We start from the raw sequence: 12,443 nt of genomic DNA, 5'->3' as shown, positions 1-12,443 counted from the left end.
GTCTGGCGCTGACGCTGGAGGGCGTGGGGCTGGCGGGCACGGTCTGGGCGTTGCCGGGGGCGCTGTTCGTGCTGATGGTGGCGCATCAGGGCGTGCGGGTGGGCCGGTCCACCTATCTGGTGGACATGGCGCCGGCGGATCTGCGGGCGGTCTATACCGCGGTGGCGAACACGGTCATCGGGGTTGCGCTGCTGGCGGGCGGGGCGTTCGGGGCGGTGGCCGGGCTGTTCGGCGTGCAGGTCACGCTGGGGCTGTTCATCGCCATGGCATTGGCCGGGGCTTTCGTGGCCCTGGGGTTGAGGGAGACGGCACCATGACGGCTGGCTATCTGGACACCGCGCAGGGGCGGCGCCTGGCCTATGACCTCACGCCCGGTTCGGGGCCGGGGGTGGTGTTCCTGGGCGGCTTCCGCTCGGACAAGGAGGGGTCCAAGGCACTGCATCTGGAGGGGTGGGCGCGGGCGCGGGGGCGGGCCTTCCTGCGGTTCGATTATTCGGGGCACGGGGCATCGTCGGGCGCCTTCGAGGACGGCTGCATCGGCGACTGGGCCGAGGATGCCGCCGCCGCCATCGGCGCGCTGACCGAGGGGCCGCAGATCCTCGTGGGCTCCTCCATGGGCGGCTGGATCGCGCTGTTGCTGGCGCGCGATCATCCCGAGCGGGTCGCGGCCCTCGTGGGCATCGCCGCCGCGCCGGATTTCACCGTGCGCCTGATCGCAGGGCTGGACGCCGACGCCCGCGACCGGCTGCAGCGCGACGGGCGGCTGGAGGTCCCCTCGGAGTACGCGCCGGAGCCCTATGTCTTCACCCGCAGGTTGATCGAGGATGGCGCGCGCCAGTCGGTGCTGGACGCGCCATTGCGGCTGTCGATGCCGGTGCGGCTGTTGCAGGGCACCGCGGACACCGACGTGCCGGTTGCGGCCCAGATGGCGCTGTTCGGGCATCTGGAGGCCACCGACGCGCAGCTGACGCTGGTGCGCGGCGCCGATCACCGGTTTTCCGACCCGGCCTGCCTCGCGCTGCTGACCCGGACCATCGAGGCGCTGGCATGAGGGGGCGATGCGGGTGCGAAAGCGTTTGCCACCGCCGGAAGCTGTGCTATAGGCCGCGTCGATTGCGCCGGGGCATGTACGCGCCCGAGCCGGTCGGCGACCCCGGTGCACACCGTGCCGGATCGTGAACCGCTCCGCGGAGCAGCCAAGCCACTGGGGCTCCAAGCCCCCGAGGAGCAGACAATCGGGATTGGGCATTTCCCACCCAGGCAAACGAGGACAGACATGAGCGATATCTCGGATCGCGTGAAGAAGATCGTGGTGGAACACCTGGGCGTCGAGGAAGACAAGATCACCGACGGTGCTTCGTTCATCGATGATCTCGGGGCCGACAGCCTCGACACCGTGGAGCTGGTGATGGCGTTCGAGGAGGAGTTCGGCATCGAAATCCCCGACGACGCCGCCGAGACGATCCAGACCTTCGGCGATGCGGTGAAGTTCATCACCGAGGCCCAGGCCTGAGGACCCTTTCGGGGGCATCTGCCTGCACCTCCGGCCAGGTCGGCCGGCGCATGTGACGCAAGACTTCGGACGGCACCCCTCGTGGGTGCCGTTCGCGTTTCAGACAGCCCCGCGACAGGAGGTGACGATGACCGACGGTTTCATGGCGGTTCCCCGTATCCCCGAAGGGGGCGCGGTGACGGCGCGGGCGGCAATCCTGGGGGTGGGGATGGCATCGCCCTATCGCGGGCAGGGGGCGTATGCGGCGGGCGCGCCGGGGGCGCTGCGGGCGGCCTCGATGGCGTGGGCGGCGCAGGAGGGGCATGTGAACCTCGACCTTGCGGGGGATGACGGGTCGGCGCCGGCGGGCTGGAGGCCGGGGGCGGTGGTCGATTGCGGCGATCTGGCGCTGGCGGCGGCCGATGGCGCGGGCAACCGTCTGCGCATCCGCCATGCGGTCGCGGGGCTCGTGGCTGCGGGTGCGGTGCCGGTGGTGCTGGGGGGCGATTGTTCGGTCGTGGTACCGGTGGTGCAGGCGCTCGACGCCCATGGCCCTGTCGCGGTGCTTCAGATCGATGCCCATGTCGACTGGCGCGAACAGATCGAGGGCGAACGCTGGGGCCTGTCGTCGGCGATGCGCCGGGTGTCCGAGATGGGCCATGTGGGCGCGATCGTGCAGCTGGGCGCGCGGGGCATCGGCTCGGCGCGGCCGGACGATCTGGCGGCGGCGCGGGCGTGGGGGGCACGGATCGTGCCCGCGCACACGCTGGCGCGGATCGGTGTCGCCGCCGCGCTGGAGGGGCTGCCACCGGGCATGCCGGTGCATGTGGCGCTGGACCTCGATGCGCTGGACCCGGCGGTGATGCCCGCGGTGATGGCGCCCGCCGCGGGGGGGCTGTCCTATGGCGATGTGGTGGCGATCCTGCGCGCCGTGGCGGCCCGTGGCCCCGTGGCGGGGCTGAGCGTGACCGAGCTTGCGCCCGACCGCGACGTGCAGGGGCAGGGCGTGCGGCTGGCGGCCCAGCTGGTGACAACGGCGCTGGCGTTGCTGGCCGGTCCGGGCGGTGCTGTCTGAGCCCGCGACCCGCGGCCCCGGCTCCGCCGACCCGGAGTGTGGCGGCCCCGATCCTGGTGGCCCCGATCCTGGCGGCGCCGATCCTGATGGCCCTGATTCTGGCCGGGTCGGCACCCCGGACCAAGACGCCTGCGTGACACTGCCCGCGCGGCACGCTATGTCCCCCTCATCCGCGCGCGTCAGGAGCCCATGCCCCATGCCCGATCTTCCCCGCCATCCCTTCGACCCTCTGGACGGCGACCGCCTGCGCGAGGAATGCGGCGTCTTCGGCGTGATCGGACCGCCCGACGCCGCCAGCTTCGTCGCCCTCGGCCTGCATGCGCTGCAACATCGCGGCCAGGAGGCCGGCGGCATCATCACCCACGAGGCCAGGACCGGCTTCCACGCCGCCCACCGCTTCGGGCTGGTGCGCGACAATTTCACCAAGGCCAGCCTGATCGACTCGCTGCCCGGCTCGTTGGGCATCGGGCATGTGCGCTATTCCACCGCCGGGTCCAAGGGCGGCACCCAGATCCGCGACGTGCAGCCGTTCTTCGGCGAGTTCACGATGGGCGGCGCCGCCATCGCCCATAACGGCAACATCACCAACGCCAACGCGCTGCGGCGCGAGCTGATCGAGCGGGGTTCGATCTTCCAGTCCAACTCCGACAGCGAATGCATCATCCACCTGATGGCACGGTCCATCCAGCGCACCATCCCCGAGCGGATGAAGGACGCGCTGCGCCGGGTCGAGGGCGCGTTCTCCATCGTCGCGATGACGCGCACTAAGCTGATCGGGGTGCGCGACGCACTGGGTGTGCGCCCGCTGGTGCTGGGGCGGCTGGGCGATGTCTGGGTGCTGAGTTCCGAGACCTGCGCGCTCGACATCATCGGCGCGGAGCTGGTGCGCGAGGTGGAGCCCGGCGAGATGGTCGTGATCGAGAACGGCGAGGTGCAGTCCCACCGCCCGTTCGAGGCCAGGCGCCCGCGCTTCTGCATCTTCGAGCATGTGTATTTCTCGCGCCCCGATTCGATCCTGGGCGGCCGCTCGGTCTACGAGACGCGGCGCGCCATCGGGGTCGAGCTGGCCAAGGAGGCGCCGGTCGAGGCCGATCTGGTCTGCGCCGTGCCCGACAGCGGCACCCCCGCCGCGATCGGGTTTTCGCAGGCGTCGGGCATCCCCTTTGCCATGGGGATCATCCGCAACCAGTACATGGGCCGCACCTTCATCGAGCCGACCGAGCAGATCCGCAACATGGGCGTGCGGCTGAAGCTGAACGTCAACCGCGCGCTGATCCGCGGCAAGCGGGTGGTGCTGGTGGATGACAGCGTGGTCCGCGGCACCACCAGCCTGAAGATCAAGGAGATGATCCTGGACGCAGGCGCGGCAGAGGTGCATTTCCGCATCGCCTCCCCGCCCACCGCATGGCCGTGCTTCTACGGCGTGGACACGCCCGACCGCGACAAGCTGCTGGCCGCCAACATGACCGCCGACGAGATGCGCGTGCATCTGGGGGTGGACAGCATCCGGTTCATCTCGCTCGACGGGCTGTATCGCGCGGTGGGCGAGGCGCAGGGGCGCGACGCATCCGAGCCGCAGTATTGCGACGCGTGCTTCTCGGGCGATTATCCGGTGCGGCCCACCGACATGATCTCGGCCGGGCGCATCCGGCTGCGCGAGGACGCCTGAGGGGCGCGCAGGCAAAGGCGCCGCACCCTGGGGGATGCGGCGCCTTTTCGGTCACATCAGGGGGTCAGGCGCGACGGCGCAGCGCCCGCCAGCCGCCCGCCACGATCAGCGCGGCCAGCGCCGATTTCACCAGCCCACCGATCTGGAACGGCACCGCACCGGCCATGACCGCAGCCTGAAGGTCCAGCGGCGTGATCGCCCACAGCCACAGAACGCCCGGCACGAACAGCAGCACCGCCGGGATGAAAGCCGCCACGAACAGCCGCAGACCGCCGCGCCCGAAGCCGCGCTCCACCAGCCAGCCGGTGGCCCAGGCCATCGCCACGAAGCCGATCAGGAAGCCGCCCGTGGGCCCCACCAGATAGGCCGCGCCCGCGGCACCGCCCGCGAACACCGGCAGCCCCATCGCGCCCTGCGCCAGGTACACCGCCACCGTCGCCGCCGCCAGCCGCGCGCCGAGCGTCAGCCCAAGCACCGAAATCGCCAGCGTCTGCAGGGTCATCGGCACCGGCCACATCGGCACGCTCACCTGCGCCGAGGCGGCGATGAGCAACGATCCCGCCACCACCAGCGCAAGTTTGCGCAGCAGACCGTCGTGGCCCTGCACCGCCTGTGCCAGCGGCACGGAGCCAACCTCCAAATCCTTCATCTTGCGTCCTTTCCTGACAGGCCGGGGGCGCCCCGGTGTGCCCGCAGGTTGCCCAGCGCGCCGCACATGTCAAGCTGGCAGCGGCGCGCCGAGGCTCAGGACGCGGCGGCGAGCTGGTCCCAGCAGTCCAGCGCCTTGGCCGCGTACATCACCGCCGGGCCGCCGCCCATCTGGATCGCCATGCCCAGAACGTCGGCCAGTTCCTCGCGGGTGGCACCGGCCTTCATCAGCGCCTCCACGTGGAAGCCGATGCAGGGTTCGCAGCGGACGGCGACCGAGATGCCCAGCGCCACGAACTCCTTTTCCTTCAGGCCAAGCGTGGGCCCTTCCTTGGCCGCCTTCGACAGGACCGAGAAGCCCTTCATGGTGTCGGGCAGGGCACGGGCCAGGGCGCGGCCGCGGTCACGGGCGTCGGCGATGAAGGCGGGGTAGTCCATGGGCCTCTCCTTGGTTGGGTGCGGCCCGGGTGCCATGCGCGCGCGGCGCATGGCGTTGATCTGCATCAAGCGCCGTCGCGCGGCAGCACCCGCAGCCCGAGATCGCGCAGCTGCGCGGCGGTCGGCTCGGACGGGGCGCCGAGCAGCAGGTCCTCGGCCCGCTGGGTCATGGGGAACATGATGACCTGGCGGATGTTGGCCTCGTCGGCCAGCAGCATCACGATGCGGTCGATGCCCGCCGCGCAGCCGCCATGCGGGGGGGCGCCGAAGCGGAACGCCTTGACCATGCCGCCGAAGCGCTTCTCCACCTCCTCGGCCGGGTAGCCCGCGATCTCGAAGGCGCGGAACATGATCTCGGGGGTGTGGTTGCGGATGGCGCCGGACAGGATCTCATACCCGTTGCAGGCAAGATCGTACTGGAAGCCCTTGACCTGCAACGGATCGCCCGCGAGCGCCTCCATGCCCCCCTGCGGCATGGAGAAGGGGTTGTGGCTGAAGTCGATGGCGCCGGTCTCGGCGTCACGCTCGTACATCGGGAAATCGACGATCCAGGCGAAGGCGAAGCGGTTCTCGTCCGTCAGACCCAATTCGCGGCCGACTTCGGTCCGGGCCTTGGCGGCGACGGGTTCAAAGCTCGCCGGGGCGCCGCCGAGGAAGAAGGCGGCGTCGCCGGCCGCGAGGCCCAGCTGCTGGCGGATCGCCTCGGTGCGCTCGGGGCCGATGTTCTTGGCGATGGGGCCCGCGCCGACGGTCGCGCCGCCCTCGTCACGCCAGAAGATGTAGCCCATGCCCGGCAGGCCCTCCTTCTGCGCGAACGCGTTCATGCGGTCGCAGAAGGCGCGGGAGCCGCCGGTGGGGGCGGGGATGGCGCGGATCTCGGTGCCCGGCTGTTCCAGCAGGCGCGCGAAGATGCCGAAGCCGGAGCCGCGGAAATGCTCGGACACGTCCTGCATCTCCAGCGGGCAGCGCAGGTCGGGCTTGTCGGTGCCGTATTTCGCAAGGCTCTCGGCATAAGGAATCCGGGGCCAGTCGGCGTCGATGGTGCGGCCCTTGCCGAACTCCTCGAACACGCCGCGCATGACGGGTTCCATGGCCGCAAAAACATCGTCTTGCGTGACGAAGCTCATCTCCACGTCCAACTGGTAGAAGTCGGTGGGGGAGCGGTCGGCGCGGGGATCCTCGTCGCGGAAACACGGCGCGATCTGGAAGTAACGGTCAAAGCCCGCGACCATGATCAGCTGCTTGAACTGCTGCGGTGCCTGCGGCAGGGCGTAGAACCGCCCCGGATGCAGCCGCGACGGCACGAGGAAGTCGCGCGCGCCCTCGGGGCTGGAGGCGGTGATGATCGGCGTCTGGAACTCGGTGAACCCGGTGTCCCACATCCGCTGGCGCATGGAGCGCACGACGTTGGAGCGCAGCATCATGTTGCCGTGCAGCCCCTCGCGCCGCAGGTCGAGGAAGCGGTAGGCGAGGCGGGTTTCCTCGGGGTAGTCGGGCTCGCCGAACACCGGCAGCGGCAGCTCTCCGGCGGCGCCCAGCACCTGCAGGCCGCGGACATAGACCTCGATCTCGCCGGTGGGCAGGCGCGGGTTCACCAGGCTCGCGTCGCGGGCCTTGACCACGCCGTCGATGCGCACGACCCATTCGGAGCGCAGCTTCTCCACCTCGGCAAAGGCCGGGCTGTCGCTGTCGGCCAGCACCTGGGTGATGCCGTAGTGGTCGCGCAGGTCGATGAACAGCACGCCGCCATGGTCGCGCACCCGATGCACCCAGCCCGACAGGCGAACGGTCTGGCCGACGTCGGCGCTGGTCAGGGCGCCGCAGGTGTGGCTGCGATAGGCGTGCATGGGGCTCTCCGGGGCTGACTTCGGGCGCGGTAGACCGCCGAGGGGCGGCGAAGTCAAGGCCGGGGCGGGCGGCGGTCGATGGCGGTGGCGATCAGGTCGATGAAATCGGCCTCGGTGCGGGCGGCGGCGATCTCCTCGGCGGTGACGGAGACACCCCAGTTGCGGGCCATCGCCCGGTAGCGCGGCGCACGGTGCGCCAGCGCCCGGGCATAGGTCCAGCGCACAAAGGCGTCGGGATTCACGCGCCCCTCCGGCAGGCCGGTTTCCCCAAGATACTCCGCCCAGGCGGCGCGCAGGAATTCAGGCTGGTAATACATCGGCTTGGGCGCGCGATCAAAGCGGCGCACCAGTTCGGCGGTGTGGGCGTCCGTGCCCTCGATCCACACGAACAGCAGCGATTGCGCCAGCGTGCGCAGGACCGGATCGTCGGGATCCTCGGGGTCCACAACCTCGCAGATCGAGCCGCCCGAGTCGCATACAAAATGCGGATAGGCATAGAGCGCCTGCGCCCGGTCGATGAAATGCGGCGTGTCCAGCAGGGCGGCCACCTCGGCCACGCGGTGCTGTTCCTGGCGGATCATGTAGGAATCGAACGCCAGCCCGCCGCGGTCGGCATCGCCCGGCTTGCCCAGATATGTCGACAGCGGCGCAAGGTTGTCGAAGGTGATGTTGGACCGGATCGTCACCGAATCCGTCATCAGAAGATCGCGCAGGAGCGGGACCTTCATCGCCTCGCGCTTGAAGTTGTCGGCGATGTGTTCGCCCATGTAGCGGGTGCCGATGCGGTAGTCGACGGAGTAGTGAAACCACCCCCCCGCACCGCGCAGCATGGTCGAGGCGTGGGTCTTGCCCAGGCCCGACATTCCGAACAGCATCACGCGGCGATTGGGGGCGGCGCGCCAGTCCGCCGCCGTGGCATGGATCATCGTGCCCTCCGGTCCCGATGGTGCGCGCCTAGCACGCGCGGGGGGCCGCGAAAAGCGGGCATCTCAGCAGCTGGCGCAGCCCTGGGCACGGGTGGGGGCGCTGACCTGCACCCCGGCGGCGCGCAGCCGGTTCATGCCACCGGCAAGGTCGATGACGGGCACCTCCAGCGCCGGGGCCAGGGCCGCAGCGGCCTGGGCCGTGCGGTTGCCGCTGCGGCACACCAGCGCCACCGGGCGGCCGTCCAGATGCGGAGCGAGGTCGGCCAGGAACCGTGCGTCATCGCCGGTGTATTCCACCAGCAGCGCCTGCGGCAGCACCCCGTCGCGGCGCCATTCCCCGGGGGTGCGGATGTCCACCAGCAGCACGTCAGCGGCCGCGAGTTGCGCCACGCTGGGGGCCGAGAGGTACGGCCCCTCGGCCAGGGCGGGCAGCGCGATGCCCATCAGGGCCGCAAGCAGCAGGGCGGCAGGTCGGCGGAGCATGGGGTGTTTCCCGAACTGTGACGTGGAACAGATAGGCGCACAGCCGGCGCGGCACAGCCCCCCGGCGGGCCCATGCGACACGGCGTCACCCCGCGCGGCGGCGGCGCGGCCAGCGGACGCCGATGTTGACCATGTTCGCCGTCAGGATCACCGCGCCGCCCACGAACACCGCCACCGCGACGGATTCGGCGTAGACGAGCGCCCCCACGGTGGCGATCACCGGCAGACGCAGGAACTCCATCGGCGCCACGATGGATGCGGGCGCATGGCCCAGCGCGCTGGTCAGGCAGTAATGCGCCGACAGCCCCGTCATCCCCACCAGCACCAGCCACGGCCACACCCCCGCGGACGGCCAGGGAAAGCCCCCCGGCAGCCCCAGCACAAGCCCCATCAGCCCCTGGCTGAGGGTCATCCAGAACAGCACGCACAGCACCGTGTCATGGGCCATGATCTGCTTGGTGTAGATGGTGTTCAGCGCGAACCCCAGCGCCGCCATCAGCGCCACGGCGTGGCCGATCTGGATCGGCTCGACCCCCGGCTGGGCCACGATCAGCACACCGGTGAAGCCCAGAAGCACCGCCACGATCTTGCGCCGCGTCAACCGCTCGCCCAGCATCAGCGCGGCCAGCAACGCCACCCAGATCGGGCTGGTGAACTCCAGCGCCACGAGCTGCGCCAGCGGCAGCAGCATCAGCGCCATGAACCAGGCGTTCTGGCCGGCAAAGTGAAAGACGTTGCGCTTGACGTGCAGCCATGGCTGGGCGGTGCGCGCCTGAGCAAAGCCGGGCCGCGACAGCGCCATCGCCGCGCAGACGATGGCGAACCCGATGGCCGAGCGCCAGGCCATCAGCTGGAAGCTGTTCAGCTCGGCCTGCACCTCGCGCCCGGAGACGGCCATCAACACGAAGGACGCGATCGCCCCCAGCATCCAGCCGAACGCCGCCAGCGGACGTCCGATGTCCGCCCGATCGGGCGTTCCGGCGACAGCCCCGCGGCCGGCGCCGGTCACTCCCATTCGATGGTGCCCGGGGGCTTGGAGGTGATGTCGTAGGTGACGCGGTTGATGCCGCGCACCTCGCCGATGATGCGGCCGGCGGTTTCCGACAGGAAGTCGTGGGAGAACGGGTAGTAATCCGCCGTCATCCCGTCGACCGACGTCACCGCCCGCAGCGCACAGACATAGTCATAACTGCGCCCGTCGCCCATCACCCCCACCGAGCGCACCGGCAGCAGCACGACAAAGGCCTGCCAGATCTCGTCATAGAGCCCGTGGCGGCGGATCTGGTCGAGGTAGATCGCATCCGCCCGGCGCAGGATCTCCAGCTTCTCCGGGGTGATGCCACCGGGGCAGCGGATCGCAAGGCCGGGGCCGGGAAATGGGTGGCGGCCGATGAACCGCTCCGGCAGGCCCAGCTCGCGGCCCAGCGCGCGGACCTCGTCCTTGAACAGCTCGCGCAGCGGCTCGACCAGCTTGAGGCCCATCTTCTCCGGCAGGCCGCCGACGTTGTGGTGGCTCTTGATGGTGACCGACGGCCCGCCGGTGACGGACACACTTTCGATCACGTCGGGGTACAGCGTGCCCTGGCCCAGGAACTCCACCTGGCCCACGGATTTCGCGTGCATGTCGAAGACGTCGATGAACAGCCGCCCGATGGTCTTGCGCTTTTCCTCGGGGTCGGTGACGCCGTCGAGGGCCGACAGGAACCGCTCGGCCTCGTCGGCGTGGATCAGCGGGATGTTGTAGGCGTCGCGGAACATGGTCACGACCTCCTCGGCCTCGCCCTGCCGCAGCAGGCCGTGGTCGACGAAGACGCAGGTGAGGCGGTCGCCGATCGCCTCGTGGATCAGCACGGCGGCCACGGCGCTGTCGACGCCGCCCGACAGCCCGCAGATCACACGCCCGTCGCCCACATGGGCGCGGATGCGCTCCACGGCCTCGGCCCGGTATGCGCCCATGGTCCAGTCGCCGGTGAAGCCCGCGAGCCGGGTGAAGTTCTCCAGCAGGCGGCGGCCGTGCGGGGTGTGGTGGACCTCCGGGTGGAATTGCACGGCATAAAGGCGCCGCGCGGCGTCGCCGATCATGGCATAGGGCGCGCCGGGCGAGGTGCCCACCACCTCGAACCCCGGGGGCAGGGCGGTGACGCGGTCGCCGTGGCTCATCCACACCTCTTCGCGACCCTGATCGAACAGGCCGGCAAAGATGGCGTCGCCCGCATGGCCCTGAGCGGGGGTGACGAAGGCGCGGCCGAATTCCGCGTGGTGGCCACCCTCGACCGTGCCGCCCAGCTGCAGGGTCATCACCTGCTGGCCATAGCAGATCCCCAGCACGGGGATGCCCATCTCGAACAGCCGATCCGGCGCGCGCGGGCTGCCGGGGCGGGTGACGCTGTCGGGCCCGCCCGACAGGATCGCCGCGCGCGGCGCAAAGCGGTCCAGGAATTCGGCGTCCACCGCATTGAAGGGGTGGATCTCGCAATAGACGTTCAGCTCGCGCAGGCGACGCGCGATCAGCTGCGTCACCTGGCTGCCGAAGTCGATGATGAGGAGGCGATCATGCTGCATGCGGTCTGGTAGGGCGCGCCCCGGCCGGACGCAAGAGGTCCAGCGCGCCGGGCGATGTCGGTTTCCGCCCGCCGACCGCCGCAAACCGGGCGCGCGTGGTCCCGCGCGCCCTGCTAGGACAGCCCCGACAGCCTTGAAAGGACCGGCCATGGCCGAGACAGCATCCCCCCGGCGTGCCACCCGTGGCGGGGGCGGCGCCGCGCGCCGCGCCGCGCGCACCGCCGTGGTGCATGACGTGGCCCCGGTGATCGCGCGCAACATCCCCGACCACGCCGTCCTTACCGACGAGGCGCTGGAGATCATCGAGGCCAACGCCGAGACCGTGCTGGCCGAGATTGGTGTCAGTTTCGTGGACAATCCCGCCGCGCTGGCGCGTTGGCGCGACGCCGGCGCCGATGTGCAGGGTGACCGGGTGCTGATCCCGCGCGGGCTGGCGCGCAAGCTGTGTGCCACCGCCCCCGCCCGCTTCACCCAGATCGCACGCACGCCCGAACGCTCGGTCGAGATCGGCGGGCGCAATCTGGTGCTGGCACCGGTCTATGGCCCGCCCTTCGTGCGCGATGCGGCGGGGGGGCGGCGCTATGCCACGATGGAGGATTTCTCCAACTTCGTGAAGCTGGGGCAGATGTCGCGCTGGCTGCACCATTCGGGCGGCACGGTGTGCGAGCCGACGGATGTGCCGGTCAACAAGCGCCATCTGGACATGCTGCTGGCGCATGCCACCCTGTCGGACAAGCCGTTCATGGGCTCGGTCACCGACCCCGCGCGCGCGGCTGATTCGGTGGCGATGGCCGAGATCCTGTTCGGCGGGCTGGAGGGGCGCTGCGCGCTGACCTCGCTGATCAACATCAACTCTCCGCTGACGTTCGACGCGGTGATGATGGGCGCGCTGGAGGTGTACGCCGCCGCCGGACAGGCCTGCATCCTGTCGCCCTTCATCGTGGGCGGGGCGATGGCGCCGGTGACGGTGGCCGGAACCCTGACGCAGGTGCTGGCCGAGGTGATGGCGGGCGTCGCCTATGCCCAGCTGATCCGCCCCGGCGCGCCGGTGATCTTTGGCGCGTTCGTGACCTCGATCGACATGAACTCCGGCGCGCCTACGTTCGGTACGCCGGAGGCTGCGCTGATCACGCTCGGCGCGGGGCAGCTCGCGCGACGGATGGGGTTGCCGTACCGCTCGGGGGGGGCGTTCTGCGGCTCCAAGCTGCCGGACGCGCAGGCGGGGTATGAGAGCGCCAACTCGCTGAACGTGGCGCTGCTGGCGGGGGTGAACTTCATGCTCCACGCCGCGGGGTGGCTGGAG

12 protein-coding genes and 1 pseudogene are annotated in these 12,443 nt (G+C 70.5%); 6 read left to right on the top strand and 7 right to left on the bottom strand.

Annotation, left to right across the window (positions count from 1 at the left end; all coding sequences use genetic code 11):
• The 5 genes and pseudogenes from CCR87_RS02005 to purF all read left to right on the top strand — a co-directional run.
• A pseudogene (locus CCR87_RS02005) lies at nt 1-317 on the top strand (MFS transporter); the annotation flags it as partial.
• On the top strand, nt 314-1,051 hold the full coding sequence (locus CCR87_RS02000; protein ID WP_201155661.1) for an alpha/beta fold hydrolase: 738 nt from the start codon (nt 314-316) through the stop codon (nt 1,049-1,051). The pseudogene CCR87_RS02005 and the gene CCR87_RS02000, both read left to right, overlap by 4 nt.
• 225 nt (nt 1,052-1,276) lie before the next feature.
• Nucleotides 1,277-1,513 carry an acyl carrier protein gene (locus CCR87_RS01995; protein WP_201155659.1) on the top strand — a complete coding sequence of 79 codons (237 nt, stop codon included), beginning with the start codon at nt 1,277-1,279 and terminating at the stop codon, nt 1,511-1,513.
• A gap of 127 nt (nt 1,514-1,640) precedes the next feature.
• On the top strand, nt 1,641-2,567 hold the full coding sequence (locus tag CCR87_RS01990; protein ID WP_201155657.1) for an arginase family protein: 927 nt from the start codon (nt 1,641-1,643) through the stop codon (nt 2,565-2,567).
• Between the two features lie 196 nt (nt 2,568-2,763).
• Nucleotides 2,764-4,236: an amidophosphoribosyltransferase gene (gene purF, locus CCR87_RS01985; protein WP_201155655.1), complete on the top strand. Its 1,473-nt coding sequence runs from the start codon at nt 2,764-2,766 to the stop codon at nt 4,234-4,236.
• Between the two features lie 64 nt (nt 4,237-4,300).
• On the opposite strand, the gene CCR87_RS01980 is transcribed toward purF, so the two are convergent.
• From CCR87_RS01980 to guaA, 7 genes are all read right to left on the bottom strand, one after another.
• The gene (locus tag CCR87_RS01980; protein WP_201155653.1) at nt 4,301-4,885 is read right to left on the bottom strand and encodes a biotin transporter BioY; all 585 of its coding nucleotides are present in this window, start codon (nt 4,883-4,885) and stop codon (nt 4,301-4,303) included.
• Nucleotides 4,886-4,980: 95 nt separating this feature from the next.
• On the bottom strand, nt 4,981-5,322 hold the full coding sequence (locus CCR87_RS01975) for a carboxymuconolactone decarboxylase family protein (RefSeq protein ID WP_201155651.1): 342 nt from the start codon (nt 5,320-5,322) through the stop codon (nt 4,981-4,983).
• 65 nt (nt 5,323-5,387) lie between these two features.
• A complete protein-coding gene (gene aspS, locus CCR87_RS01970; RefSeq protein WP_201155650.1) occupies nt 5,388-7,169 on the bottom strand; it encodes an aspartate--tRNA ligase in 1,782 nt (593 codons plus the stop codon).
• A 53-nt stretch (nt 7,170-7,222) separates the two neighbouring features.
• Entirely contained in the window at nt 7,223-8,095 is an 873-nt protein-coding gene (locus CCR87_RS01965) for an ATPase (RefSeq protein ID WP_201155649.1), read from the bottom strand.
• Nucleotides 8,096-8,158: 63 nt separating this feature from the next.
• Nucleotides 8,159-8,578 (bottom strand): rhodanese-like domain-containing protein, encoded by a 420-nt coding sequence (locus CCR87_RS01960; RefSeq protein ID WP_201155648.1) that lies wholly within the window; start codon nt 8,576-8,578, stop codon nt 8,159-8,161.
• Nucleotides 8,579-8,663: 85 nt separating this feature from the next.
• Nucleotides 8,664-9,587 carry a DMT family transporter gene (locus tag CCR87_RS01955; protein ID WP_338048858.1) on the bottom strand — a complete coding sequence of 308 codons (924 nt, stop codon included), beginning with the start codon at nt 9,585-9,587 and terminating at the stop codon, nt 8,664-8,666.
• Nucleotides 9,584-11,140, bottom strand: coding sequence for a glutamine-hydrolyzing GMP synthase (guaA, locus tag CCR87_RS01950; RefSeq protein WP_201155646.1), 1,557 nt, complete (start codon nt 11,138-11,140; stop codon nt 9,584-9,586). The genes CCR87_RS01955 and guaA overlap by 4 nt, the downstream gene beginning before the upstream one ends.
• 148 nt (nt 11,141-11,288) lie before the next feature.
• On the opposite strand from guaA, the gene CCR87_RS01945 reads away from it, so the two are divergent.
• Nucleotides 11,289-12,443, top strand: a 1,155-nt coding sequence (locus CCR87_RS01945) for a trimethylamine methyltransferase family protein (RefSeq protein ID WP_201155645.1), incomplete at its 3' end; no start/stop codon positions are given.

This window comes from Rhodobaculum claviforme, assembly GCF_016653255.1.
Lineage (GTDB): Bacteria > Pseudomonadota > Alphaproteobacteria > Rhodobacterales > Rhodobacteraceae > Rhodobaculum > Rhodobaculum claviforme.
This window is presented reverse-complemented; position numbering and strand designations above follow the sequence as displayed.